Raw genomic sequence first — 26,327 nt, forward strand, 5'->3', positions numbered from 1 at the left:
GCAGGTCCGGAGCCGATTTTTAAGGGGGCGGGGGACCCGTGATACGCTCCCCCGGTTGCTCGGGCGAGTGGCGGAATGGCAGACGCGCTGGCTTCAGGTGCCAGTGTCCTTCGGGACGTGGGGGTTCAAGTCCCCCTTCGCCCACAATGTGGAAAACCCCGGCCGGTATGGCCGGGGTTTTCTGTTTCGTTGAGCCATATGGCGGACGCGATGGATTCTCTCCGGTCACCAGAGCGGGTCGCGGCCGTTCCAGGCGATGAGCCGGTCAATGGCGGGGGCGTCGTCGGGGACGGGAACAGCTTCGGCGAACGGCATGGCCACCTCGTCCAGCCCCATCGCGGCCGAGATCTGCTCGTAGAGCGCCCGGCGGTTCTCGGCCGGCAAGATCCGATGTGCCGACTGCAACGCGGCGGCGATCACTGTGTCGTCCCAGTCAGGCTGCTGACCGGTGGCCGCTGCGAGGTCCCAGGTGTGGACCGTGATCTCGGAGAGGTAGGACGCCAAGACGTCGGCGCCGCTGCCCTGGATCCACGGCAGCGCCATGGGCTGTTGGAGGACGGCGTCATCGCCCCAGGCGTCGGCGGCGCGTCTGCCGGACTCCTGCCACGCGTCGGCCCAGCGGTCGTCGGAGACCTGTGGTTCGGCGACGGCGAAGGGGTCCTCGCCGTTGCCGAGCGCGGCAATGCGGTTAAGAACGCCGACCAGGTGAGCCAGCATGGTCTGCACGTTCATCTCCGTGCAGGGCGTCAGGTGTGCGAACTGGCCGGAGCGGACGCCGGCGATAACGGCGCCGGCGGTGGCAACGGCACGGTCGAGGAGGGGCCGCGGGTCGGTCAGAGGGGCTGCTGGGGAACTGGTCGGTGTGGTCATGGCGCCATGGTTGCGACCATAACCGGACATCTATTGGCCAGTTTGTGTGGGAATCTGCTGGGATGCGAGCTGACCGGCTGGTGGCCACCCTGCTGCTGCTGCAGCAGCGCAAGCAGGTAACCGCGCTGGAGGTCGCCCGGGAGCTTGAGGTGTCCGAGCGCACCGCCCGCCGCGACCTCGAAGCGCTCAGTGTCGCCGGGATCCCGGTGTACTCGGTGCAGGGGCGAGGGGGCGGGTGGCGTCTGCTGGGCGGCGCTCGGACCGACCTCTCGGGGCTGACCGCAAGCGAGGCTCGCGCCCTGTTTCTCGTGGCCGGACCCGCGTCGACGGCCACGCCGGACGTCAAGGCCGCGCTGCGCAAGCTCGTCCGCGCGTTGCCCGAGCCGTTCCGGGCGCAGGCGGAGGCCGCCGCGGCGTCCGTGGTCGTCGATCCACGGCTCTGGGGCGCCACCCAGGTCGCGCCGCGGCCACCGCGGTTTCTCGACGCGCTGCAAGAGGCGGTGATCAGCGGAGTGCAGGTCTGGCTTGGCTACACAGACAGCAAAGGCGCCGTGACCGAGCGAACCGTTCACCCCCTGGGCATCGTCGCCAAGGGCCCCGCGTGGTATCTGGTCTCCCACACGGAGGCCGGTCGACGGACCTTCCGGATCGACCGGGTTTCGTCGGTTGTGTTGACCGAAGACCCCGTGCGGCGGCCCCGGGGTTTCGACCTTGCGCAGAGCTGGCGTGAGATCGCCGATGAGGTCGACCGCAAGCGCGCCCCGCTCGAAATCCAGGCGCTGTGTGTTCCCGACGGGCTTGGCCTGCTCCGGGGAGTGCTCGGGGGCCGCCTGGAGGTGGGCGGTTCCGCGTCCGACGGCCGGATCGAGGTGGTGATTCGAGGCCACAGTGAATACGCCCTCGCCGGCCAGCTCGCCGGGCTCATCGAATGGCTCGAGGTGACCGGTCCGCAGGGCGTGCGTGATCATCTGGCCGCCATCGGTGCCGCGCTGGCAGCGCGGTACCGCTGAGTGCCGCCCCCCTAATACGCCGAGACGACGTTCTCCTTGGCCCAGCGCTTCTCGGCATCCGATCCCCCCGGCGGCGGAACCAGCCCGTTGATCATCCACAGTTCCTCGCTGGTTTCATCGACGTGGAACTCCGAGTGCACGCCCGGATGCCGATCCAGCGTCGGCGCCAAAATCCCGTTGATCCAATCGGCGATCCGCCGGCGGCCTTCGGTGTCGTGGGCGTGCCGGGCGATGTGGTCGATGACGACGCGAATGCCCACTTGCGTCGGCTCCCCACCGACGTAGAAGTCCTCCGGCGCGGTCTCCTGGAAGAGGGTGACCACATAGAAGCGCGGCAGCCCGGCACTCGCGTAGTGCTCGGTGATGCGGGCGGCCAGCTCGCGCTTCTGCTCAGCATTGAAGATGCCCGGGGTGTGGTGAATTGTCCACAGCGGCATGGCGGTACTCCTTGGTTGATTGAGTGCGCTCAGTGCGTCAGGTCGCCCGACAGGTTCTCGACCGGACCGGACAGTGCGGCCTTGACGCTCCCGCTGATGTCGTCGGCGAGCACCTCGACGGCACCGGACTCGACGCCGTCGAGGATGCGCCGCGCCACCTCGCCCGGCGTCACCTTGGGGGCGTCCAGAGCGGAGACCATGTCGGTGTCGATCAAGCCGGCGTGGATGCCGACCACCTGCGTGTGCTGCGCCGCCAGTTCGATGCGCAGCGAGTTGGTCACCGACCAGGCGGCGGCTTTGGACGCACCGTAGGCGCCGTAGCCGGCCATCCAGGACAGCACCGAGTGCATGTTGACCAGCGCCCCTCCCCCGTTGGCCGCCAGGATCGGCGCGAACGCCCGCGCCAGGCGCAGCGGCCCGAACACGTTGACGTCGAAGGTTTCGCTGATGCGCTCGAAGGAGCCGGTCAGCAGTGCGTCGGGCAGCAGCACGCCCGCGTTGTTGAACACGAGCTCGGCATCGCCGGCCGCCTCGGCCAGGGCCGCCACCGACTCGGGCGACCCGACCTCCAGCGCCAGTGGCACCACCTGCGGGCGCTCATCGGTGAATGCGGTGCGTGCGGTCGAGTAGACCTTGCGGGCTCCGCGCGCCAAGAGCTCGTCGACCAGGGCTGCGCCCAGTCCGCGCCGTCCGCCGGTGACCACCGCGACCTTTCCCTGTACTGCAACCATTTCCGGACCCTCTCTTGCTGACTAACGACTGCGTTAGTAAGAGCAAAGCACGGCAAGCTGGATAACGCAAGTGTTAGTCACGTAAGCTGGACCACATGGAGTTCGAACCCCGGTTGCGCGACCGAACGCGCTGGTCCACCGGCGACGCCTGTTCGGTGGCACGACTGCTCGATGTGCTCAGTACCAAGACGGCGTTCCTGGTGGTGCGGGAATGCTTCTACGGCACCAGTCGATTCGAGGACTTCGTGGCACGCATCGGCGCCTCGGCGCCGGCGGTGTCGCGGGCGCTCAAGCAACTCGAGGCCGCCGGGATCATCACGCGGGTCCCCTACCAGGAGGCCGGCCAGCGGGCCCGAGACGAGTATCGGCTGACGCCGGCCGGCGAAGACCTGTTGCCGGTCTTTCTGGCGCTGATGCAATGGGGAGACAAGTACCTGCAGGACGGGGCGCCGCCGTTGAGCTTCGTCGATGCGACTACCCAGCGGCGGGTGGGCGTTCGCGTCACTGACGATCTGGAGGGGCCGATGACCGCCGCCGACGACATCGAGATCCGCTGGAACGCACCGCGTCGATCACGCTGACCCGCCGCCGAGCGACGGCTCAGCCACCCGCCCGGATCACGGTCTCGGCGAATTCGACAATCGACTCCGGTGGCGCGAAATCAGCGAACCACACATAGAACCGCTGTGCCCCTTGGTCTTCGAGCCGATCGAAATGCTCGGCCAGTGTTGCGGCGTCGCCGCACACCAGACCCGATCCCAGCCGGCCGTATCGCCGCTGCGCCGTCTCCGAGACCGCCGCCACGTCTTGGTCGCGTCGGGCGAAGCCGACCATCTGCTGCACCGAGGCGCGCGCGGAACCGATCGAGGGCAGCAACTCGGGCAACTTGTGCACATGCGTCGCCGGCAGGTTCCACCAATCGGCGTACCGGCGAACCAGCTCCAGCATGCGGGGGCCCACCCCGCCGAGCACCAGCGGGATCGGCTGGGTCGGAGCGGGAGTCTGCGCCCGCTCCCCCTCGGTGCTCCAGTACTCACCCAACAGCGCCAGCGTCTCCCCCAGCGCGGCGACGCGCTGCCGCGGACCGGCGGTGGTGATGCCGTACTTGATCAACTCATCGGGCATCGAGCCAGAACCCAGCCCCAGCTCGAAGCGTCCGCCAGAGGCCTCGGCCAACGTGGTCGCCTGCTTGGCCAGCACGGCGGGATGGCGAAACCCGTCGCACAACACCACGTGGCCGACCTTGATCCGCTGCGTGTGGGCGGCGACCCAGGTGGCCACGGTCATCGCCTCCCACAGCGGCGCGGTGGGTGCCATCGGGGTGTCCAGGTGGTCCAGGAACGCGACACCGTCGAAACCCGACGCCTCTGCCGCCCGTGCGCGCGTCACCAGGTCGTCGAGGCCGAGTCTGGTCTGCGGCAGGTACAAGAACCACTCGGTCATCGCTTCCCCTGCGGTGTTGCGGGCGTCGGCGCTTGTCGCAACGCCGGTAGAACGTAGCGGCGCAGATGCTGCCGCACCGCCGCGGGATCGTCGGGGTCCATGTGGTTTCCCGGGACACTGCCGAAACTGATCATCACCCGAGCGATCCATTCACTGGCCTCGGGTAGATCGGTGTCGGGGTGAATGTCGCCGCTGGCGGCCGCGGACGCCAGGAACGGAAGCCAGAACCCCGCGAGATCGGGAACCAAGCCGCGAACCCCGGTTCCGGCACACGCGGTGAACTCCTCGGGTTCGGCGGTGCGCAGCCGCATCAGCAGCGTGCCGGGATCGTCGTAGGCGCGTCGGCCGATCTGGACGCCGGCCACCAGCTGGTCCTCGAAGCCGGTGAGCGTCGACAGCTCGGCGCGGGTCTGCGCCCAGCTGGTTTCGATCAGCCGAATGATCGCCGCGCCGACCAGCGTCGGCTTATCCGGAAAATTCCGGTACAGCCAGGCCCGGGACACCCCCGCCGCCTGGGCGACGTCGATCATCGTCGTTGCCCGAATCCCCTTGTCGGCCAATAGTTTCTCGGTTGCATCGAGAAGCCGATCCGTTGTGGACGGGGACGCGGGTGACGCTGACGCTGCGTTCACGGCCACCTCCTGGTCGGTAAGCCTAGCAAGGGGGTAGACACATCTGCAGATCTGTGTACTATTGCGACGCGTCACGTAGACACTTCTGCAAACCTGTCTACCTCGGATCTCGGAAGGTTCCCCATGCCCACACCCCGCACCGCGATCATCGGTGCCGGCATCAGCGGCCTGACCGCCGGAAAGATGCTGAGCGACTACGCGGTTGACTACAGCTGCTTCGAATCCTCCGACCGCATCGGCGGCAACTGGGCCTTCGGCAACCCGAACGGACATTCCAGCGCCTACCGGTCGCTGCACATCGACACCTCCAAGCATCAGCTGTCGTTCCGCGACTTCCCCATGCCCGAGCACTACCCCGACTTTCTGCACCACACCCTGGTCAAGGAGTACCTCGAGTCCTACGCGGCGGCGTTCGAGCTCAAACGCAACATCGAGTTCGACACCGAGGTCACCCACGCCCAGCGGCTGCCCGGCGGCGGTTGGGAGCTGGAATTGGCCGGCGGCGGACGCCGCCGATTCGACCTGTTGATCGTCGCCAACGGGCACCACTGGGATCCACGCCTACCGGACTTCCCGGGCGAATTCAGCGGCGAGACGTTGCATGCGCACCACTACATCGACCCCAAGACGCCGCTGGACTTCAGCGGAAAGCGGATCCTCGTGGTCGGCCTGGGTAACAGTGCCGCCGATATCGCCGTCGAACTGTCGTCCAAGGCGCTGGACAATGAGCTGACTTTGTCCACCCGCTCGGGCGCGTGGATCGTGCCGAAGTATCTGGCCGGCAAGCCCGCCGACAAGTACTTCCGGACCAGCCCGTATCTGCCGTTCTCCTGGCAGCGCAAGGTCGCTCAATGGGCGCAGCCGATCATCGCCGGACGCCCCGAGGACCTCGGGCTGCCCACCCCCAACCACAAGTTCTTCGAAGCGCATCCCACCCAATCGGTGGAACTGCCGCTGCGCCTGGGGTCCGGCGACGTCATCCCCAAACCCAACATCAGCCGGCTCGACGGCGATACCGTCCACTTCACCGACGGCACCAGCGGCCAATTCGACGTCATCATCTACGCCACCGGCTACAACATCACCTTCCCGTTCTTTGACCCGGAGTTCATCAGCGCACCGGGCAATCGAATCGACCTGTACAAGCGGATGTTCTATCCGGGCATCGACGACTTGGTGTTCGCCGGATTCGCCCAAGCCACCCCGACGCTGTTCCCGTTCGTCGAATCCCAGGCCCGCCTCATCGGCGCCTACGCGGCCGGCCGCTACCGGCTGCCGTCGGTCGCCGAAATGCGCCGGGTGATCGAGGCGGACCGGCGCAAGTACACCGGCCACATGCTCGACACCCCGCGCCACACCCAGCAACTCGACTACTTCCTTTACGAACACGACATGCGCACCGCGGAGATCCCGCGCGGTACCCGACGCGCCGCCGAACTCGGCGTGCCCGGATGGGCCGGCGTGCGCGAGATGGAGGCATCCGCATGAGCGCGACCATCCGATTCGGCAGTGGCGGCGCCACGTGTGTCGGGCAGTTCTTCCCGGCGGCGCAATACGACGGCGACGGCGCCCCGGTCGTGGTGCTCGGCCACGGGTTGGGCGGCACCGTCGACTCCGGTCTGATCCCGTTCGCCGAACGACTCAGCGAAGCCGGTTTCGCCGCCTTTGCCTTCGACTACCGGTATTTCGGTGCCTCAGAAGCACAACCGCGCCAACGGATCTCCATGCAAGAACAGGTCGACGACTTCCGCTCGGCATGCTCGGCCGCGGCTGAGCAGCCCGGTGTCGATCCTCGCCGGATCGTGGTGTGGGGAGTGTCGCTGGGCGGCGGGCATGTGTTCGAGGTGGCCGCCACCACGCCCGGCGTCGCCGCCGCCATCGCGCTGACACCACTGGTCAGCGGACCGGCCGCCGCGGTCGCGGCACTGCCGCACCATCGCCCGGCAGCGATGCTGCGCTCGACGGCAACGGGCTGGCGCAGTGCGCTGGCGCAACGCTTCGGCGGGCCGCCCGCGACCATCCCCCTGGTGGGCCTGCCCGGGGAGCTGGCCACCCTGACCGCCGACGGCTACCACGCGGCCTACACCGCGATGGCCGGTCCGACCTGGCGCAACGAGATCGATGCCCAGGTCGGTGTGCAGCTCGGCGGCTACCGTCCGGCGGCCAAGCACGCCGAGGCCATCGCCTGCCCGATCCTGGTGCAGATAGCCGATTTCGACCGCGGGGCTCCCCCGCAGGCCGCCGCCAAAGCGGCCTTCGCCGCGCGCGCCGAAGTGCGGCACTACCCCTGCGATCACTTCGACGTCTTCGCCGGTGGCGACTGGTTCGATCACGTCGTCGAGCACCAGATCGCGTTTCTGGCCCGGCATCTGGCCGGTGCGACCGCTACGGTCACGGGTTAGGAGGTCTGATGGCGGAGACCATGCAGCAGCTGCTCGCCGAACGCATCGGTGATACCGGTCTGGCGGTGCTCTACAACGACGGCGACGGCGGGCAGATCCGCTGGTCCTGGCGGGAGTACCTCGTCCGGGCGGCCCGCCACGGGGCCGCGGTGCTCGCGCGCGCCGACACCGGCCGGCCGCTGCACGTGGGCGCCCTGCTGGGCAACACCCCCGCGATGCTCACCGCGCTCGCCGCCGCCGGGCTGGGAGGCTACGTCCTGTGCGGGGTCAACGACACCCGCCGCGGATCGGCGCTCGCCGGGGATCTGCGCACCGCCGATGTGCAGATCCTGCTCGTCGACGCCGAACATCGCGCGCTGCTACAGGGCATGGAACTGCCCGGCGTCACGATCATCGACGTCGACGACCCGGCCTGGGCCAGCGAGTGCGCTGAGGCCGGGGTACTGCAGCCGCATCGGCAGGTCGGGCCGCTGGACCCATTCATGCTGATCTTCACCTCGGGCACCAGTGGGGACCCGAAAGCCGTTCTGGTCAGCCATTTCATGGTGCTGGTCGCCGGGCAGAGCCTCACCGAGCGATTCGAGTTGGGCGCCGACGACGTCGTCTACCTGTCCATGCCGTTGTTCCATTCGAATGCGATCGCGGCCGGCTTCGGTCCGGCGGTGGCCGCCGGTGCGGCGATGGCGCCGGCGAAATTCTCGGCTTCGCGGTTCTTGGCCGACATCCGCGCCTACGGTGGCACGTATATGAACTACGTCGGTAAACCGTTCGCCTACCTACTGGCGCATCCCGAGCGGCCCGATGACGCCGACAACCCGCTCCGGATCGCCTTCGGCAACGAGGCCTCCGAACGCGACATCGGCGAGTTCGCCCGCCGGTTCGGTGTCCACGTGGTCGACGCCTTCGGCTCCACCGAGAATGCCGTCACCATCACCCGGGATGAAGGCACCCCGCCCGGTTCGGTGGGACGCGGATTCCCCGGCGTCGCCATCTATAAGAGCGATCCCGTCCGCGAGTGCCCGCCGGCGGTCTTCGACGAGCACGGTGCGCTGATCAACGCCGACGAGGCGATCGGCGAACTGGTCAACACCGCCGGATCGGGTTTCTTCTCGGGCTACTACAACAACGAGCAGGCCACCGCAGACCGGATGCGCGACGGCATGTATTGGTCAGGCGACCTTGCCTACGCCGACGCCGACGGCTGGATCTATTTGGCCGGGCGCACCGCCGACTGGATGCGGGTGGACGGCGAGAACCTGGCGGCGGCGCCGATCGAGCGGATCCTGATGCGCCACCCCGACATCAACCAGGCCGCGGTGTACGCCGTGCCGGACGGTAATGTCGGCGATCAGGTGATGGCCGCGTTGGTGTTGCGCGACAGCGCTCTGCTGGCCGAGGAAGAGTTCGCTGATTTCCTTGCCGCTCAAGAGGACCTCTCCCCCAAGGCCTGGCCGCGCTATGTCCGGCTGACCGCGGAGCTGCCCGCGACGGCAACCAACAAGATCCTCAAACGCGTGTTGGTCGCCGACGGTACCGACGTCGGTCTAGACAACCTGTGGGAGCGTCCCGAACGGGAGCGCACCTACCGAACCACCACGACGACGGGAGCGGGACGATGACGGCTCAAAAGCCCGTGGCCCTGATCGTGGGCGGCGCTTCCGGGATCGGGTTAGCCACCGCGCACGCCCTGGTCGCGCGTGGCGACCATGTGGTGATCGCCGACATCAACGAAGAGGCCGCACGTGCCCGGGCCGCCGAACTCGCCGGTATGGCCACCCCCGTCGTCGCGGACGTGACCGACGAGGCCAGCGTCGCAGCGGCATTCGCGGTCGCCCGCGAAGTCGGACCGCTCCGCACGGTGGTCAGTTGCGCCGGCCTGTCGATCATCGGCCCGATCGCCGACATCGAGCTCTCGGGTTGGCAGACCACCATCGATGTCTGCCTCACCGGCACCATGCTGGTGATCAAACATGCGGCCCGCAATCTCGAAGACGGCGGCAGCGTGGTCGCGATCTCCTCGCTCAACGGGCGTCAGCCCGGCACCACGATGGCCGCGTACTGCAGCGCCAAGGCCGGAGTGCTGATGCTGGTCCAGGTGGCCGCCCTGGAGCTGGGCCCGCGCGGCATCCGGGTCAACGCGGTCTCCCCCGGTCTGGTGGACACTCCCCTGGTCGCCGGTCTGGCGATGGTGCCCGGGCTCACCGACGAGTACATCGAGAACACTCCGCTGGGGCGCTCCGGCATCCCCGACGACATCGCCCAGACCGTGGAGTTCTTGACCTCGGAACGCGCCGGCTGGATCACCGGATCGGCCTTTGACGTCAACGGCGGCGCACATCTGAAGCGCTACCCGGACGTGCTCGGCAAAGTACAAGCCTTAGCCACAGGATTTGAAGGATGAAGCCATGCGCAGTGTCGTAATCGACGGGCCCGGATCGATCCGAGTCGACACTCGCCCCGATCCCGAGCTGCCCGGAGTCGATGGCGCCGTCGTCGAGGTGACCGCGACCGCGATCTGCGGTTCCGATCTGCACTTCTACGAGGGTGATTACCCGATTGCCGATCCAGTTCCGCTGGGCCACGAGGCGATCGGCACGGTTGTGGACGTCGGCTCGCAGGTGAACTCCGTGCGGGTCGGAGACCGCGTCATGGTGTCGTCGGTCGCGGGCTGCGGGCACTGCGCCGGTTGCGGGACCCTCGATCCCATTCGGTGTCATTCGGGCCCGCAGATCTTTGGATCAGGCCTGCTGGGTGGGGCTCAGTCGGAGCTGCTTGCCGTGCCGGGCGCCGACTTTCAGCTCGCCCGCATTCCCGAGGGGATTGTTGACGCCGAAGCTCTGTTGCTCACCGACAACCTCGCCACCGGTTGGGCCGCCGCGCTGCGCGCCGATATCCCGGTCGGCGGCACGGTGGCGGTGATCGGACTGGGGGCGGTAGGCCTGTGCGCGGCCCGCAGTGCGTTGTTCCTCGGTGCGGCAACGGTTCTCGGTATCGACCCGGTGCGTGAGCGTCGGGAACGGGCGGCCCTGATGGGAGTGACACCGGCGGAGCCGTCGACCACGGCCGCGGCCATGGAACTCAGCGACGGGCGCGGTGTGGATGCGGTGATCGACGCCGTCGGCTCGGACACCACCATGTCCGACGCGCTGACGGCGGTACGGCCCGGTGGGACAGTCTCGGTGGTCGGCGTACATGACCTGCAGCCCTTCCCGTTCCCGGCCTTGCCGGCTCTGCTGCGCAGTGTCACCCTGCGAATGACCACCGCACCGGTACAACAGACGTGGCCGCAGCTGGTGCCGCTGCTGCAATCCGGGCGGCTGTCGGTGGACGGGATCTTCACCACCGAGATGGCCTTGGACGACGCCGCCGACGCCTATCGCGCCGTGGCGGCCCGATCCGGAGACGTGGTGAAGGTACTGCTCACGCCGTAGCCTGAAGCGACGCCGGGGGACGAGAGGATGTCAGATGGTTAAGCGGATCGTCGTCTGGGGCACCGGGTTTGTCGGCAAGTTGGTCATCCCCGAGATCGTCAGACATCCGCGGTTCGAGCTCGTCGGCGTCGGCGTCAGCGATCCCGCCAAGGTGGGCCGCGATGTCGGGGAGATCTGCGGGATACCACCCGTCGGCGTCACCGCCACCGACGACATCGACGCTTTGATCGCCTTGGCGCCCGACGCACTGGTGCACTACGGCCCGACCGCCGCGCGCGCGGGCGACAACATCGCGTTGATGTCACGGTTCCTGCGTGCCGGGATCGACGTCTGCTCCACCGCGATGACGCCGTGGGTATGGCCCGGCCTCAAGCTCAATCCGCCGGATTTGCTGGCGCCGATCACTCAAGCCTGCGAGGACGGCGGAGCATCGTGTTTCACCACCGGCATCGACCCCGGTTTCGCCAACGACTTGTTCCCGATGACCCTGATGGGGGTCTGCGCCGAGGTGCGCAAGGTGCGGGCCTCGGAGCTGCTGGACTACACCAACTACACCGGTGACTATGAGAACGAGATGGGCATCGGCCGGGACCCCGACTTCCAGCCCGTGCTCAAGATCCCCGAGGTACTGATCTTCGCCTGGGGTGGCACCGTGCCGATGATCGCCCACGCCGCCGGGATCGAGCTGGACGAGATCACCACCACCTGGGACACCTGGGTGACGCCGAACGAGCGCACGACCGCCAAGGGGGTGATCGCGCCGGGCCAGGTCGCGGCGGTGCGGTTCACCATCAACGGCATCTACCGCGGCGAGACCCGGATCCAACTCGAGCACGTTAACCGGATCGGTCGAGACGCCGCACCGGACTGGCCGGCGGGCACCCAGGACGACGTCTACCGCGTCGATATCGAAGGGACGCCGAGTATTTCGCAGGAGACGTCGTTCCACTTCACCGATGGTTCGGGTCGCGACGCGGCGACGGCCGGCTGCCTGGCCACCGGGATGCGTGCGCTGAATGCGGTGCCCGCGGTCAATGATCTTCCGCCGGGCTGGGTCACGGCACTGGACCTGCCGCTGATCCCGGGTGCGGGCACCATCCGTTGAGAGCGGGATCGGCTAGCGGCTGTGGGGCCGGCGCGGCCGTAGCCGCAGCGGGGGCATAGGCGGGGCGGGCAGCCGTTGCAGGCGGCCCTGATAGCCGCTGACCTGGCCGAACTGCTCGTCGCCGTCTTGCCAGCGGCGACGGAACTCAACGATCTCGTCGTGGCTGCGGCCGATGAAGTTCCACCACAGCACCAACTCCTCGCCGAACGGCAGCCCGCCCAGCACCAGGATTCGGGCGGGGGAGTCGCCGGTGTTGCGCAGGGGCAGCACCGTGCGACCGGGGCCTTGATAGCCCAGCGCACCGAAATCCAGACCCGTGCCGCCCAGGCTGACGGCACCCTGGTCGCACAGCACGCCGTGTTCGAATGCGGGATCGACGTCCAGTGCCAGCTCTGTGCGCGGATCCAGGTCGAGCTGGGCGCCCAGTAGGGGAGTGAAGGTGGCGACGGGGGAGCGGTACCCTGCCAGTTCGCCGAGGAACACCAACGCCGATGCTCCCGGTAGCGAAATCCGTTCCGGCGCAAAATGGTTGAAGTCGCGGGCACTGTGTCGGGCGGCGTCGGGCAGGGCCACCCAGAGTTGCACGCCCCGCAGGACAGGGGCCGACTGTGGGTCGACCGAGACCTCGGAGTGGCAGATTCCCGCGCCGGCGGTCATCAAGTTCAACTCACCGGGGCGCACCAGCGCCCGCACGCCGCCGCTGTCGCGGTGCTCGACTCGCCCGCTGAACAGCCAGGTCGCCGTCTGTAGCCCGGTGTGTGGGTGTGGGGGCACGTCCATGCCACCGTCGGCGACGTCGTGCGGTCCGTAGTGGTCGACGAAGCACCAGGCGCCGATCAGCGAGCGGGCGCGCTGCGGCAAGGTGCGCCGGACTCCGATGGCACGCGCTCCGCCCAGGGGCACCTCACGGGGCTGCAGTACCTCGACATGATTCTCGGGCGTTGCCGCACAGGCGAATTCAGTCGAGGTGGTCTCCAGGTTGCTCAACTGTCCACCTCCGCGCCGCGCGCCATACCGCTGTGGCGATCCTACCGACTGATGCCGTCGGCGGGCGTAGGTCACGCCGCTGACCGAGGGCCGAGCCGCCCGGTCGGCAGGTGAAAAACCGTCGCTGTCACCGGCAGCTGGTCGCGTTCGTGAGTGGTCAACAGCGTCTGGTTGTCGGGCAGCTCGCGGGTGTTGACCTCGCCGGCGGCGATGGCGCGCAACAGCGTGTGCGCCTGCGCGAGTTCGGCCCGCTTGCGGTACTGGCCGCCGGGAAGCTTCACGCCGGCCCACACGCCGTACTCCTCGCCGCGTTCCACGGCGAGCGCCGCGCACCGGCGTTGCTGCGCGAGTGGGCAGCGTCGCAGGCACTGCAACCGAGCCTCGGTGGAGGACTGTTCGTAGGCCCGGGCCTTGGCGGCCCCGTCGGCGCCGTCGGCGTCGGGGTAGCCGAACCACAGTTCGGGATTGGCGGAGCAGGGGGGTGCCATCGGTAGGTCCTCCTCGCGAACAGATCGGATAACGTAGATGGAAACGTATACGATCGAATACGACGAACGCAACAGAAGTTGATAAAAACATATATGTAAGTAGTGAAGGGCCAGGCTGTGTACTATCCGTCCATGGCCGGGGCGCAACAATGAGCCGCGAAGCGGCGGGCGCGGCCATTCGGGCATTGCGGGAGGCGCGCGACTGGTCGCTGGCCGACCTGGCGGCGGCCACCGGGGTCAGCATCATGGGATTGAGCTACCTCGAGCGTGGCGCCCGCAAGCCACACAAAGGTACAGTTCAGAAGGTTGAAAATGGGCTCGGCCTACCGCCGGGCACCTATTCTCGGCTCCTGGTGGCCGACGATGCCGACGCCGAACTGGCCCAGTTGATCTCCGCGACCGGGCCGCAGGCGCCCGCCGCGCGTCCCGCCGGAGCCATCGTCGTCGACCGGCACAGCGACACCGAAGTGCTGGAGGGATACGCCGAGGCACAGCTCGATGCGCTGCGTTCGGTGATCGCGAGACTGCCGTCGGAAGCATCAGACGAATACGAGACGTATATTCTTTCCGTGATCACGCAGTGCGTGAAGGCGGAGATGCTCGCGGCCAGTTCGTGGCGGGTGGCGGTCAACGCGGGCGCCGATCACGCTGCCCGACTGATGGCGCACCTGCAGGCCCTGGAGGCTACCCGCACTGACCTGCTGCAACGGATGCCCGGCAGTCTGACCGCTCGCTTCGACCGGGCGTGTGCGAAGTCTTCGCTGCCCGAACCGGTGATCGCGGCGTTGATCGGTGTCGGCCCCGAAGAGATGTGGGACATCCGCAACAGGGGTGTGATCCCGCCCGGCGCGCTGGCCCGAGTCCGTGCCTTCGCCGACGGATCCATGGACGCGACAGATGGTGGCGACGAAGGGGGATAACAGTGAGCAACGGTGAGTTGGAGCTACTGACACGTGCCAATGAGCTGTTCGCGGGCAAACCACGGCCCGCGTCACTGGAGTCCGCGCTGGATCACTACGCCGAGTTGTTGCAGCGCAACGCCAACGCCGACACCGGCTCCGGGCATGACCGGTACCGGATGGCGGTGCTTGCCCAGCGAGATCGGTTGCTGGCCAGCGCGCGTACCGATGCGCTGGCCACCACGGTGCTGGCCGCCGCCGTCGCCGACCACGCCCGGGCACGCCAGCAGACCGACGGTGTCGTCGCCGCCGCCCGCGCCGACTCGGCGCTCACCCCGAGCACGCCGCTTGCGCATCGGGAAGCGATGCGCCGGCGGGTGGCCCGGCTGCGCGCCCAACACGCCCACGTGGTGTCGGCCCAGCATCGCGCGCGGGCCCACCGCGCAAGGTTGCGGCGGCTGCGATACCGGGGAGCGCGGCGAAGGCCCGTGGGCGTGGACCGGTTGCGGCTGCCCAACACTCGGGGCGGGCTGGCGGTCCGCGCCGCACTGTCGCGGCTCGGCAGACCCTATGTCTGGGGTGCGACCGGGCCCGACCGATTCGATTGCTCGGGGCTGACTCAGTGGGCGTATCGCCAGGCCGGCGTACCGCTGTCGCGCACCACCTACACGCAGATCTACGAAGGAATCCCGGTGCCGCGCTCCCAGATTCGACCCGGCGACCTGGTCTTCCCCAGCACCGGGCATGTTCAGCTGGCGATCGGCGGCAACCGGGTGATCGAAGCCCCGCACGCCGGCGCAACCGTGCAGATCAGCCCGCTGGGCGCGCATGTGGCGATCCGGCGGCCGGTGCCGTGATCGCACTGTCCCCACCTGATGCTCGGGTGAATTGTCGGCATCGGTGGGCCTCGGTACAGTCACCGGCCATGAAGCGGTCAGCTCCCGAGCGTCGGCCCACCGCAGCGATGTTGGGCTGAGCAGATGGCAACCCGCGACGACGTGCTCGATGCGATCGACCGCATTGAACGGGCCGGCGGCGCGGGCGAGGCTACCCGCGTGGCCCAGGCGGCCCTGACGCTGCCGTTGCCGCCCTCGGGCTACGACGACGTGCTAAGCCGCCTGGGCTCGACCGGTGACCAACAACACGGCCGTGCGGCGCAATCCATGAAGCTGGCCGAAGCTGCTCTGGCGCAGCAACTGTCAACGGCCGCGGACTTCGACCGGCAGATCATCGAAGCGCTGCGCCACGCGCACAAGACCACGCTGGAAGGCCGACGCCGCCTCGACGACCTCGAGGCCGAGATTGCCGGCGCCGCACGTTCCTGGGACCTGAGTACCGCCGCGGGCGCACGCGAATTCCAGAGATTCTTGGTCGGCAGACTCGGGCAGATCATCAAGGTGGTCGAAGAGACGAACGATGACGACGCCTCCAAGGAGGCGCTCGCCACCGCGTTGGCGGGGCTGTACCTCGGCGTGCCATCGGATCGCCACGAGCCGACGCCCGCCGCGGACGACCAGACGCTCCCGGTGGATCCGGACACCGAGCCCTATCCGGATGTACTGGCCGATGATGAGCCCGCGACGGACGACCAGGAGGCACCGCAACGGCTGCCGCAGTTGGCGACGCCGATGTTCCCGGGCATGGGTTCCGACGGTCCGGGCTTCGGGGCCATGCCGGCCGCTATGCCTTCCGGACTTCCGATCAACGGGCCGACGCCCGGATGGGGCAGTGGCGACTTGCCCGCCGAGGATGACGACGGGGCCGAGGAAGCGGCGGCGGACAAGCCTCTCGATGACGCCGACGCCGACGCCGACGCCGACGCCGACGGCGACACGTCGGAGCAGGCGCCGGGGGAGCGGGGGCCGGTCACTGTGCGGCTGCCCGACGGCGAGACCACGACCGTGACCAACCCACAACTGGCTGCGGCGATGCAGGCCGTCGCCGATGGACAGTCGGTCGTGGAGGCATTCCGCAGCCAAGGGATCCACGTCCCACCGCCCGGAACACCGGTGCTGGCAGCGGTTGATGTGGCCAGCCTGCGTCCCGGAGACATCGGCGTATTCACCGACCGCCATGCCCTCGCTGTGGGCGCCGGCAAGGCGGTACTTGACGGGCAGGTCCATTTGGCCGAGAACCTGCGCGGTCCCGGATTCCTGGGTTGGCAGCACGCGCCGTCCCTGGCCCAGGAGCCCGCGCCGCCCGCCGAGCCGGTCGCGACCAGGCCGGCGACCGCGCTCGGCGGCCTCATGCGCTTGAAAAAGGCGGCGCCAACCGTCATCGTCGATTAGCCAGGAAGGTGGAACATGCCCGAGAAGATCCACGTCAACCAGGACGTTCTGACCAACGCGGCTGGGAACCATCAAGCGGCGTCGGACTACCTGTCCACCGTCGCGGCCTCACACGAGGGGATCCAGGCGACCCTGAATTCGCTTGGTCCGATCTACGGCGATTTTCGCCAGGCGGCCGGTTCGCTGCTCGACGCACGCAAGGACTGCTACGACGACCAGTCGACTGAACATTCGACTGTCTCGGACAATCTGCACCGTGCGGTGGCGATGTGGAACAAGAATGAAGACGATGCCGCCAACGCCTTCGGGCACCTCACCGATGGGCACCGATGACTGAGCCGAATCCGGCTTTCGACACGATCCACCCCAGTGGGGATGTGCTTTTCCGGTCGTGCCGTGGCGGCTATCTGCACAGTGTGGTGCTCACTGAGGCGGTGATGGACACCGACGTGCACCGCCTTGCGGAGGCGATCGTGCTGGCCGCGGACGTCTCGTTTCTCAAGGCGGCGTTGGAGATCCGGGGAGAGATCGTCACGACCGGGCACGTGCCCTCGGCCGCGGTGCCCACCACTGACGATCTGCGGTTGGCTACCGAGCGGCTGCTGGCCCACAAATTGCACCCAGGCGCGGACACCCGCGGCTAAAGCACCCACCTTCCGGCAGCATCTGCGTTGGGCGCGATGTCGGCGGGGGGATCAACCACCGTGTCGCCGAACAGCTTTCGGGCCCGCTCTAGCAACGCGAGAACCTCGCTTAACTGCGCTGCACAACCCGTGCTCGGAGACCCGACATCAGCCACGATTTGCACGCTACCGACCGCCCCAGGGGCTGACAATTCACCGCGCGCAGTGGCTGTGGAAGGTTGCCCGAGTGCCGTCGGCGACGCGTCCCGGTGACGGCCGAATTCGGATCAGAGTGCCGGGACGGCAACGGTACGCTTGCGCGGTGGCACTCTTCGGTCGGCGGTCGGCGCGCCAGCGCCTCCGGAACGCGGCCCGGGAATCACTGACGATCCCGGCCTTCAGCGCTCCGGTCGACTGTAGTTCCTGGGTGCTCGGCGGACTGTGGCCCGCCGAGCTGGCGACGATCACCCCGGAGACCGCCCCGCTCGCCGACTACCTCAATGCCGATCTGCAGCGCATCGCGCATTCGGCCAACGAGAAGCTCCACGCCATCAGTCGATCAGATCTGACCGGTCCGGCACGCCAGGCCGCGGAGACCCGGGTTATCAACGTCGCCAGAGCTTTCGCCGTCCTCCGGGTGGAGTCGACGGTGCGCCAACTCCACAAGGAAGCCCTGGACTTCGGCGGCGAGTACATCAGTCTCAACGCGGCTCCGGCCCCGGTCCCGGCGCCGGCTCCGGTGTCGCGGCCCGCCGAGGTCCCGGCCGAGCCCGTCGCGGCGCCTCGCTCGCCCGAACCGCCCGAGCAGTCTTCGGAGAAACCCGCCCAGCGGGCCCGGCATCGGCTGCCGAAATCCGGCGCTGCCGGCGTGCCTGAGATGGCACCACTGGATCCGCCACCGGTGGCTGTGCCGCCGGCTGCGGTGACTTCTGAGCCTTCCGAGACGCCGCCGCAGGCAGCGCAGGTCGTCGAAGTGCCCGCGACGCCGGAGGTATGGGAGCCGGAGCGTCTGGCGGAGCTATTCGCCCCGTGGCCGACCGTGATCGACAGCCTCGAGGACCAGCAGCCGCGCACGCCCGCCTTCCGGACCGAAGCGGTCGACGAGCCGGTCGTGGCGCCGCCGGTCGAGCCGGCTCCCCCCGCCCCGCGACCACCTGCGGCGGCTCAACCCGAACCCGAACCGGAACCCGAACCCGAACCCGTCGCGCCGGCGCCCGTCGCGCCGATGGTCGCCGAGTCCGACGAGCAGCGACTCCAGCGCCTACTGGCCTTCGTCGCCCGCCAAGAACCCGGACTGCGCTGGGCGATCGGCGCCTTTGCCGACGGCACCACGCGCCTGGTCACCGACATCGCCCACGGATGGGTCCCGTCCGGGATCGAGCTGCCCGAGGGGGTGCAACTGCTCGAACCCGGCCGCCGCAATGGCAGCGCCACCGAGATGCTGGGCAACCCGACGGAGTCGGCCAGCTACAGTCCCGGCGACCGTCTCGGTTGGGCCAGTGATTTCGCGGTCACCGAGACCTCGGTAGCGCCCCGCGAGCTGGAGCCCATCGACGATCTCGGCTGGCGACTCAGCGAGGCCACGCATTGGCGCGAAGGACTGCCGCGGATGGCCAACACCCTGGTGAAGGCAGGCGCCGCCGGAACCGGGGTGGTCGACGCCGAAATCGACTTGCTGCGTGTGCATCTGGACACCATGCGCTACCAGCTGTTGGCGCAGTATCCCGACTCCGACATTGCCTTGGTGCTGAACTGCATGCTGTTGGCCGCCTCCGAGGGTATGGCGACCGGAGACACCGTTTCGGCTAACTACCACTACAGCTGGTTTCAGACGCTCACCGCACCGCCCACGGGCCCGTGGGATTCACAGATTTAACGGGCATCGATGAATTGACGCTGTTCATACCGGCTGGACATACTTAGCCAATGTCGGGGGCGGAGAGCCGCGCGGAACTCAGCGACAAGGACCTCGTGGAGTCCGTGTTGCGGGATCTGCGTGAGGCCGCCGAGAAGTGGGAAGCGCTGGTCGCCGAGGCCGAGAACACAACCTACAGTGTCGATCTCGGCGACGTTCGTGCCGTGGCCAACGCCGACGGCCGGCTGCTCGAGCTGACGCTACACCCGTGCGTGGTCAGCGATTACACCCACAGCGAGTTGGCGGATCGGCTCAATCGGGTGTTCACCGCATTGCGCGAGGAAGCCCAGTCCGACTTCGAGACCCGTTACGGCATCAGCCCGGCCTGACAGCGGCCGCAGTCCTACCAGTTCAGGGCGGCCATCTCACGTTTGGTGTCGCACACGGCGCGCACCGCCGAGTCGATGTCGACGGCGGTGATGGTCTTGAGGTCGTCGATCGTCACCGGCTGCCCGGCCCGTTTCTGGGCAGCCACCCGAGTGTCGCGGGCCAGTTCCGCCTCCTCGATCACGTTGCGGGCGAACCGGCCGTTGTGCATGACGTTGATGCCGTGCTCGCCGCGTGGGCTGACGTAGCCGCGGATCGTGGTTACCATCGCTAGGAAGCGTTGGCGTGCTTCGGGATTCAGTACAGTGGCGCGACTGGAACCGTAGCGCTCACCGATCTCGACGATCTCTTCGGGGGTGTAGGACTCGAACCGGATCTTGCGGTTGAACCGGCTGGCCAGACCGGGGTTGACGGTCAGGAATTCATCGACCTGGTCTTCGTAGCCGGCGGCGAGGAAGCAGAAGTCGAAGCGGTGCTTCTCCAGCGCGATCAGCAGCTGGTTAACGGCCTCCATGCCGATCATGTCCGGAGTCCCGTCCTGGTGACGTTCCACCAGCGAATAGAACTCATCCATGAAAAGGATTCCGCCCAACGCCTTTTCGATCAGCTCATTGGTCTTGGGCCCGGACGATCCGATGTGCTCGCCGCAGAAGTCCGAACGGCGGACCTCGGTGATCTCCGGGTTGCGCACGATACCCATGCCGGCGTAGATCTTCCCCAACGCCTCGGCGGTGGTGGTTTTACCGGTGCCGGGGGGACCGACCAGCAGCATGTGGTTGGTCTGGCCTTCCACGGGAAGGCCGTGCTCGAGTCGCATGGCACGGATTTCGAGCTGGTCCTCCAACGCCTTGACCGCGCGCTTGACCTCGGCCAGGCCGACCTGCCTCTCCAGCTCGGCACGACCCTGCTCCAACAGCTCAGCGCGGCGGTCCAGCGCGTTGTGCTCGTCGAGTTCCGCGCGACTCTTCGCCGAACCGGCATCCCAACGGTCGCTGCGACTGTCGATGATCTGTTCCTCGGTGACCACCAGACGCAGATTCGGTTCGGCCAGCGCGGCCTTGGCCGGCTCGGTCAGCACACCGTTGATAGCCGCCTTGGACAACCAGACCTGCGCCTTGTCCTCCTCGCCGAGCTGGCGGTGCACCATGCCGCGCAGATAGGCCAGATCCGCAGCCAGCAACGGGATCTCGCTGGGGTTGATCGACGCGGTGAGCACGCCTGCCGGGAATCGCTCCGAGGAGCGCGTCTGCCCGGTGATGTCGACGCGGTCCAGCCAATCCAGTGCCACCCGGCCCTGGCCCAGGTGCGCGGCGGCATAGCCGGCCAGGGCACACACCGATGCGGTGACCGCGGGCATGACGATCGCCCGGTCGGGGAGTTCCTCGGCGGCGACGGTCAGCAGATCCGGCCAGCGCTGGGTGACAAACATCAGGTAGGCGCGGCCGAGCTGATGCCACTGATAGTTGATCCAACTGTCGAGCAGGGCTTTGTCGGCCAGCAGGGCGTCGGCACGCTCGTATTCACCGGCGACGGTCAGCGCCGATGCCAGGGCCAGACCCACGTGCGAGGCGTCGGTCACCGTGATCGACAGATACGGTCCCAGCGGGATCTGGGCGGCCAGGTGCCTGCCCAGCCGGGTGGTCTCCTTGTGCAGCCAGTCGCTGTTTGCGTAGAGACGCTTGAGCGTGTCCAGCTCGGTGTCGCCGCAGGCGATACGGCCCAGCCAGGCGTCGGCCATGGAGGGATCGGCCTCGGTAGCGGCGACGAAGTCGGCTAACGCGTCGGGGGAGCCGTAGCGCCCGTCCATGCTCACCATGGCCCGGTCGAAGTGTCGACGGGCCGCCAGCAAGTCACTCAATGTCTGTCGTCCTCTGTCGCGCGTCCAGGGTCTCCGGCTGACAACCAATGCGATGCGGTGTCATCGCGACGACATCGGCGCCAGCGCCTCCGGGCTGCAGTACCGGTTTTCCGCCCGGAACAACTCCACCGTAGCCAGCCACGATTTCCCGGCGGCCGCAACCCGTACCGCGTTCCGGTCGATCTGCTCGATACTCACCTCGACTGCATCCGGTGGTGGCGGCGGTGTCCCGGGGGGTGCCACGGTGATCACGGTGGCCGGCCGCGGCGACGGCGCTATCGGCCCGTCCACCACGCTGACGGTGGTGCGCGGCGTCGGCCGGGATTCGCCGACCACAGCCACTTCGGGCATTCGGACGCTGGCCCAGCGGGCCTTGTCCCGGGTGTGCACGCAGACCCGTTCGCCGGCACCCGCGGCCCGAATGACGATGCGCTTGGCGATCAGGTCCTCGGCGGCGATGAAGACGCGGCTCAACTCGCCGGAGTCGGTCAGCGGCACCATCAGCCGGTCGCCGTTGGCCAGCTTGCCGATCAGGACTCCCGACGGACCGATCTCGATGGGCAGGCTGGCCGGCAACCGGCCGGGCCGCAGACCGCGCAGCTGCGGGCGGGGAGCGCACATGTTGGCCTCCAGCGCGGCGGCCTGCTCCCCGTTGAGCCGGTGCAGCACCACCGACGGGGGAGTCGGGGCAGGCTGCGGTGTCTGCAGGGTCACGGTGGCCGTACACATCCCGTCCGGGAACACCGTGACATTCTGGATCACCTCATCGACCGGCAGGGTCCACGCCTGCGCCAGCAGCTGGGCACTGATGTCGCGGGCCGGATAGGCATAGGTCGTCACCCAGCCGCCCTCGGTGCGCAGCGTCTTCCAGCGCTCGGCGCCGGCCAGCAGCGAACCACCGCCGAGGCGCCGATCCAATTCGACCAGGTCGCTGGCGGTGGCCACCCGGGCGCGCAGGCCCTCGCAACGCAGCAGGCCGGCAATCCGTTGCGCGACGGCGACCGCGGTGGCACCCAACGTGGTGCGCCACCGCAGCGCCGCGGTGTTGTCGATGACCCGCAGTCTCAGCAGCAGCCAGGTCTCCCGCTGACCGGCGTAGGGCGGGGTGCCGATCTCGGTGTCGTAGACCCGGGGGTAGTCGCCGGTGGTGGCCCGGCGGGCTCCGATGCTGATCACGCTCATGGATTCCAGGACCAACCCGAGTGCGTGCCGCAGCATCGGCAGCAGCTCGGCGACGTCCACGACGTTGTCGGTCTCCACGTTCACCGATCCGGTGGCCACGGTGGCCGCATGCGCCCGGCCCAGCAGGTGGACTGCCACCACCGCCACACCGCCCTGGATGCGGACGCCGCCGCCGGCGCGGTTGTTGGCCACCGTGATCGGCTCGCTCCAGGCCGCCTTTGCGGGGCGTCGCAACCACAGCAGTGCCCACGACCACGCCGGCTGCCCCCACCACGGCACCAGCACCACCAGCACCGCCAGCACGACCGCCACCGCGACACCGATCAGCCCGCCCAGCGCCCAGCCCGCCAGACCGCACAGGGCGACCGTCGTCGCGCAGAGCAGCCGCCGGTTGCTCGACGGCGGGAACCCGGTCAGCCGGACCCGGTTCTGGCTCACTTGGTGGCCCTCCGGATCCGCGCGGTGATCGCGGCGGCCAGAACGGTCGCGGCGATCACGCCGAGGAATGCCAGGGCAACGGTGCGGGCCCGATGGTCCGGCGGCGGCGGCGGTGGTGCCGGGGTGATCACCCGCTGCTGCGAGCCTGGTGCCAGCGGGTCACCCGCCGGCACGTTGAACGTCAGCGCCGCCACCGGGTCGACTAATCCGTAGCCGACCCGGTTGTCGACGCCCGCGGGCGGATTGTGTGCGGTCTGCATGATCCGGTTGATGACCTGATGTGCGGTGAGCTGAGGGTATTTCGCCCGCACCAGGGCGGCCACGCCGCTGACGTAGGCGGCCGAGAAGCTGGTGCCCCAGAACGGCATGTTCTTCTCGCCCACTCGAATCGGCGGGTAGGCGTTGACCGGCACACCGCCCTGCGGGGATAGGCCCATCACGTGGGTGGCCGGGGCGGCCACCCCCACCCAGGGGCCGGCCATGCTCTTGTCGATCGGTGCCCCGGTGGCGTCCACGCCGCCCACGGACAAGACGTAATCGGAGAACCACGACGGGCTCGAGATCACCTTGACCTGGTTCCAGTCACGTGGGTCGCTCGGGTTCAGCGGGTCGAACATCGGGTTATCGGCGCAGCCGGCTTCGCCGACATTGCCGGCGGCCGCGACGATCACCGCGTCCTTGACCGTCGCCGCGTACCAGAGAGCCGCCCCCAGCACCTGCTGGTCGAGTCCGGCCGCCACCTGAACGCAGGACGTCACCGAGATATTGATGACCTTGGCGCCCATGTCGGCCGCGTGGACGACGGCCTTGGCCAGCGTGGCCAGCGTGCCCGCCTTGACCCGCTCGTCGTCGTAGCTGAACCGTTGCGGGTTGACCGGTTCGAACGCCCGCGACGACTGGCGGATCGAGATGACGGTGGCGTGCGGGGCCACCCCGACGACACCGTCGGGGGCGCCGGGCGGCGGCGGGGGGACCGCCGGCTCGTCCTCGGTCTGCGGATCGGCCGGCCCCGAGGCCGGTGCCACGGCACCCTCCGGCGGTGGGGGCGGCGGCGGTGGGGGTGGCGGTGCCACCTGGGTGATGGTCACCGGAGCCGGGATCGGCGGCGGGGCCGGTGGGCCGGGCACATCGGCCGGCGGCAGTGGTTCGCCGATGCTTGGCGGCGGACCGGCCGGCGGGGGGAACGCCGGGACTTCCGGCATCGGGCGGGGCATCGGCAGCACGCCCAGCGGGGCCGCGGCGATGATCGACGCGGCGATGGTGCCGTGCGCATCGCAGTCCTGCAGACCGCCCAGGCCCTCCGCGCCGCCCATGATGTAGTCGCCGCCGGCGATCGCCGGCAGCCGGGGGTTGGGTGTGACTCCGGTGTCGATGACCGCCACCGGCACGCCGTTGCCGGTGGAGTACTGCCACGCCGCGGCGATCCCCAGCATGTCGAATCCCGGTGCCAGCTGGGCCACATCGGGGTTGCTGACGGTGATCGGCATACTGCACGAATTCGAGCGGCGCATCGGCTGATCCGGCCCGGGCACCCCGTCCGCCGGCACCAGAGCCGGATCGACGGACGGCGGCTCGATGGCCTGCGCCAGCGGCGGGCTGCTCGACAGGCTCACCAACAGCATCACCAAGGCGACCGCTGCCCCGCGGGCGCGCACGGGGTTCAGTTGCGCACCCACACGAACAGTCCTCCCAGCCAAGCGCCAAGCACCCCCACCACAATGAACGCCAGTACTTCGAGCCATTCGACGGCCAGCCGGATCCAGGGCACGAACTTGGTCTCGGGGACCAGCAGGCCGGCGGCCACCCCGAGGCCGGTGAAGATCGCGATGGCGGCGGCGGGCCACAAGAACCCGCCGGCGGTGTCGCCGGGGTACGCCAGCGCGTATTTGACGATTCCGGTGAGCACGGCCGCGCACGCCCCGCCCACCAGGGCGATCGCTTGGACGCGGCCGGCGAACCCGCGGCCCTGGGTGATGAACAGGCCCGCCACCAGACCGCACAGCGTTAGCGCACCACGTGGCCGGGCGCCGCCCGGTTCCAACACCATCCAGACCGCGATGGGCAGCGCCGTGGCGATCGCGACACACATCCCGACCTGGACCGCGTTGATCAACCGTGCCGAGGCCGCGATCGCGGCGCCGCGCGCCGAGATGTCGACCAGATCGTCCTCGTCGTCCTCGCCGTCCTCCGGACTGACCGGGGAGACCGTGTCGATCGGCATGTTGGCGCGCCGCGCGAACAGGTCCCGCCCGGTGATCGAACCGAAGTACGGCGGCCGCACCCGGGCAACCCACAGCGCGATCGTCGGCGACATGCGTAACAGGATCAGCAGCCCCAACAGCATGCAGATGCCGATCACCTGCGGCGATACCGGATGCCACATCCGCGCTGCCGCCACCGCCCCGCCGACCCCCGCGGCGGTGACGATCGCGGTGGCCACCGCGGTCTGCGAACGCAGCAGCACGCTCAGCCCGATCGCGCCCAACGCCAGCACCGTCACCCCGATCAACAGGTGTGGCGCACCCAGGGCACCGGGTGCCGCGCACAATGCTGCGCAGGACAGGGCGAGTACTGCCAGCCAGCCGAATCCGCTGAACAAGTCGTCGCGTGCCGGCCAATTCCGCCGGATCACCGTGGCACCCAATGCCAGCAGTGCGCCGAGGCCGGCCAGGACCGCCGCGGGCGGCCAACTGTCGCTGAACGTCCGGGCCCGAACCGCGAGCGTCGACAGTACGACCACCGCCATGGCCATCAGCCCGAGCGCGGTGTGTGCGGCGGTCAACGCGGTGACCGGGGCGAACATCCGATCGACTTTGACGTTGAGCAGCCGTGTCACGGTCTGCTCGTCGGCCTTGTGCCCACACTCCTGGCACTTGATCTCGGGTTGCGCGCCGAGCCGGCGGGCCGTCGCGGCCAGCGCGCTCGACAGCGACTCGTACTGCGGCTCGAACGAGTCGCCGCCCACCGCCGGGACTAGAACCAGGGTGTCGCCGTCCTGTACGCCCAGGTCGTCGAGGCTGCGAGTGATGTCCAGCCGGACCCCGTTGACCTTGTGCAGCTCGTAACTGCCCGGGGGGAGAGCCACTCCGTCGAAACCGTGGTGCCGCAGATCCTCGTCGAGTAGCTCGACCATTCCCTCGAAGAATTCCTCCACCGGAATACCGGCCGGGAAGACCTGGGACACGAGGTGTTTGTCGTAGGCGAGACTCACCGCACAGCGTGCCGGAAACGCGACTTTAGCTGGTGTCGGAGAAGTCACCG

General features: G+C 68.6%; 26 protein-coding genes and 1 tRNA gene. 16 read left to right on the top strand and 11 right to left on the bottom strand.

The features are described from left to right. Positions 1-61 precede the first annotated feature (61 nt). Positions 62-144, top strand: a tRNA-Leu gene (locus ACKY0X_RS00115). A gap of 81 nt (positions 145-225) precedes the next feature. On the opposite strand, the gene ACKY0X_RS00120 is transcribed toward ACKY0X_RS00115, so the two are convergent. After that, a complete protein-coding gene (locus tag ACKY0X_RS00120; protein WP_409427816.1) occupies positions 226-870 on the bottom strand; it encodes a TIGR03086 family metal-binding protein in 645 nt (214 codons plus the stop codon). Between the two features lie 62 nt (positions 871-932). On the opposite strand from ACKY0X_RS00120, the gene ACKY0X_RS00125 reads away from it, so the two are divergent. Further along, positions 933-1,880, top strand: coding sequence for a helix-turn-helix transcriptional regulator (locus ACKY0X_RS00125; protein ID WP_409427817.1), 948 nt, complete (start codon positions 933-935; stop codon positions 1,878-1,880). An 11-nt stretch (positions 1,881-1,891) separates the two neighbouring features. Here ACKY0X_RS00125 and ACKY0X_RS00130 read toward each other — a convergent pair whose 3' ends face one another. Then, the gene (locus ACKY0X_RS00130) at positions 1,892-2,317 is read right to left on the bottom strand and encodes a tautomerase family protein (protein ID WP_409427818.1); all 426 of its coding nucleotides are present in this window, start codon (positions 2,315-2,317) and stop codon (positions 1,892-1,894) included. Positions 2,318-2,346: 29 nt separating this feature from the next. After that, positions 2,347-3,048 (bottom strand): SDR family oxidoreductase, encoded by a 702-nt coding sequence (locus ACKY0X_RS00135; protein WP_409427819.1) that lies wholly within the window; start codon positions 3,046-3,048, stop codon positions 2,347-2,349. 95 nt (positions 3,049-3,143) lie between these two features. Between ACKY0X_RS00135 and ACKY0X_RS00140 the strand changes: the two genes are divergently transcribed. Next, on the top strand, positions 3,144-3,629 hold the full coding sequence (locus tag ACKY0X_RS00140) for a winged helix-turn-helix transcriptional regulator (RefSeq protein WP_409427820.1): 486 nt from the start codon (positions 3,144-3,146) through the stop codon (positions 3,627-3,629). Positions 3,630-3,648: 19 nt separating this feature from the next. On the opposite strand, the gene ACKY0X_RS00145 is transcribed toward ACKY0X_RS00140, so the two are convergent. Further along, the gene (locus tag ACKY0X_RS00145; RefSeq protein WP_409427821.1) at positions 3,649-4,491 is read right to left on the bottom strand and encodes an LLM class flavin-dependent oxidoreductase; all 843 of its coding nucleotides are present in this window, start codon (positions 4,489-4,491) and stop codon (positions 3,649-3,651) included. Beyond that, on the bottom strand, positions 4,488-5,129 hold the full coding sequence (locus ACKY0X_RS00150; protein WP_409427822.1) for a TetR/AcrR family transcriptional regulator: 642 nt from the start codon (positions 5,127-5,129) through the stop codon (positions 4,488-4,490). The genes ACKY0X_RS00145 and ACKY0X_RS00150 overlap by 4 nt, the downstream gene beginning before the upstream one ends. 117 nt (positions 5,130-5,246) lie before the next feature. Between ACKY0X_RS00150 and ACKY0X_RS00155 the strand changes: the two genes are divergently transcribed. From ACKY0X_RS00155 to ACKY0X_RS00180, 6 genes are read left to right on the top strand one after another with little or no spacing between them, the layout of a single operon-like run. Further along, a complete protein-coding gene (locus ACKY0X_RS00155; protein ID WP_409427823.1) occupies positions 5,247-6,611 on the top strand; it encodes a flavin-containing monooxygenase in 1,365 nt (454 codons plus the stop codon). Next, positions 6,608-7,525 carry an alpha/beta hydrolase gene (locus tag ACKY0X_RS00160; RefSeq protein WP_065041326.1) on the top strand — a complete coding sequence of 306 codons (918 nt, stop codon included), beginning with the start codon at positions 6,608-6,610 and terminating at the stop codon, positions 7,523-7,525. Before ACKY0X_RS00155 ends, ACKY0X_RS00160 begins: the two co-directional genes overlap by 4 nt. Before the next feature lie 8 nt (positions 7,526-7,533). Continuing rightward, positions 7,534-9,144, top strand: a complete 1,611-nt coding sequence (gene fadD1 / locus ACKY0X_RS00165) for a fatty-acid--CoA ligase FadD1 (RefSeq protein ID WP_409427824.1) — start codon at positions 7,534-7,536, stop codon at positions 9,142-9,144. Then, entirely contained in the window at positions 9,141-9,926 is a 786-nt protein-coding gene (locus ACKY0X_RS00170) for an SDR family NAD(P)-dependent oxidoreductase (protein WP_409427825.1), read from the top strand. Before fadD1 ends, ACKY0X_RS00170 begins: the two co-directional genes overlap by 4 nt. Positions 9,927-9,930: 4 nt before the next feature. Then, positions 9,931-10,956, top strand: coding sequence for a zinc-binding dehydrogenase (locus ACKY0X_RS00175; protein WP_409427826.1), 1,026 nt, complete (start codon positions 9,931-9,933; stop codon positions 10,954-10,956). Positions 10,957-10,990: 34 nt separating this feature from the next. Continuing rightward, positions 10,991-12,061: a dihydrodipicolinate reductase gene (locus tag ACKY0X_RS00180; protein ID WP_409427827.1), complete on the top strand. Its 1,071-nt coding sequence runs from the start codon at positions 10,991-10,993 to the stop codon at positions 12,059-12,061. 12 nt (positions 12,062-12,073) lie between these two features. On the opposite strand, the gene ACKY0X_RS00185 is transcribed toward ACKY0X_RS00180, so the two are convergent. Together ACKY0X_RS00185 and ACKY0X_RS00190 are read right to left on the bottom strand one after the other, a co-directional pair. Next, positions 12,074-13,048, bottom strand: a complete 975-nt coding sequence (locus ACKY0X_RS00185) for a pirin family protein (RefSeq protein ID WP_409427828.1) — start codon at positions 13,046-13,048, stop codon at positions 12,074-12,076. Positions 13,049-13,119: 71 nt separating this feature from the next. After that, complete coding sequence (locus ACKY0X_RS00190) at positions 13,120-13,536, bottom strand: WhiB family transcriptional regulator (RefSeq protein WP_409427829.1); 417 nt, start codon at positions 13,534-13,536, stop codon at positions 13,120-13,122. A gap of 149 nt (positions 13,537-13,685) precedes the next feature. On the opposite strand from ACKY0X_RS00190, the gene ACKY0X_RS00195 reads away from it, so the two are divergent. From ACKY0X_RS00195 to ACKY0X_RS00225, 7 genes are all read left to right on the top strand, one after another. Further along, a complete protein-coding gene (locus tag ACKY0X_RS00195) occupies positions 13,686-14,456 on the top strand; it encodes a helix-turn-helix domain-containing protein (RefSeq protein WP_409427830.1) in 771 nt (256 codons plus the stop codon). A 2-nt stretch (positions 14,457-14,458) separates the two neighbouring features. After that, complete coding sequence (locus ACKY0X_RS00200) at positions 14,459-15,292, top strand: C40 family peptidase (protein WP_409427831.1); 834 nt, start codon at positions 14,459-14,461, stop codon at positions 15,290-15,292. Positions 15,293-15,415: 123 nt separating this feature from the next. Then, positions 15,416-16,723, top strand: a complete 1,308-nt coding sequence (locus ACKY0X_RS00205; RefSeq protein ID WP_409427832.1) for a DUF4226 domain-containing protein — start codon at positions 15,416-15,418, stop codon at positions 16,721-16,723. A gap of 15 nt (positions 16,724-16,738) precedes the next feature. Continuing rightward, a complete protein-coding gene (locus tag ACKY0X_RS00210) occupies positions 16,739-17,056 on the top strand; it encodes a type VII secretion target (protein WP_409427833.1) in 318 nt (105 codons plus the stop codon). Continuing rightward, a complete protein-coding gene (locus tag ACKY0X_RS00215) occupies positions 17,053-17,367 on the top strand; it encodes a DUF2694 family protein (RefSeq protein WP_409427834.1) in 315 nt (104 codons plus the stop codon). Before ACKY0X_RS00210 ends, ACKY0X_RS00215 begins: the two co-directional genes overlap by 4 nt. 301 nt (positions 17,368-17,668) lie before the next feature. After that, a complete protein-coding gene (locus ACKY0X_RS00220; RefSeq protein WP_409427835.1) occupies positions 17,669-19,222 on the top strand; it encodes a DUF5631 domain-containing protein in 1,554 nt (517 codons plus the stop codon). A 50-nt stretch (positions 19,223-19,272) separates the two neighbouring features. Continuing rightward, positions 19,273-19,590: a DUF2710 family protein gene (locus ACKY0X_RS00225; RefSeq protein WP_409427836.1), complete on the top strand. Its 318-nt coding sequence runs from the start codon at positions 19,273-19,275 to the stop codon at positions 19,588-19,590. Positions 19,591-19,604: 14 nt separating this feature from the next. Here ACKY0X_RS00225 and eccA read toward each other — a convergent pair whose 3' ends face one another. The 4 genes from eccA to eccD form a co-directional block, all read right to left on the bottom strand. Then, a complete protein-coding gene (eccA, locus tag ACKY0X_RS00230; RefSeq protein WP_409429751.1) occupies positions 19,605-21,404 on the bottom strand; it encodes a type VII secretion AAA-ATPase EccA in 1,800 nt (599 codons plus the stop codon). 102 nt (positions 21,405-21,506) lie between these two features. Beyond that, complete coding sequence (gene eccE, locus ACKY0X_RS00235; protein ID WP_409427837.1) at positions 21,507-23,066, bottom strand: type VII secretion protein EccE; 1,560 nt, start codon at positions 23,064-23,066, stop codon at positions 21,507-21,509. Next, the gene (gene mycP, locus ACKY0X_RS00240; protein WP_409429752.1) at positions 23,063-24,688 is read right to left on the bottom strand and encodes a type VII secretion-associated serine protease mycosin; all 1,626 of its coding nucleotides are present in this window, start codon (positions 24,686-24,688) and stop codon (positions 23,063-23,065) included. Before mycP ends, eccE begins: the two co-directional genes overlap by 4 nt. 38 nt (positions 24,689-24,726) lie before the next feature. After that, positions 24,727-26,325, bottom strand: a complete 1,599-nt coding sequence (gene eccD / locus ACKY0X_RS00245; protein ID WP_409427838.1) for a type VII secretion integral membrane protein EccD — start codon at positions 26,323-26,325, stop codon at positions 24,727-24,729. Positions 26,326-26,327: the final 2 nt, after the last annotated feature.

This window comes from Mycobacterium sp. SMC-11 (assembly GCF_046250095.1).
Lineage (GTDB): Bacteria > Actinomycetota > Actinomycetes > Mycobacteriales > Mycobacteriaceae > Mycobacterium > Mycobacterium heraklionense_A.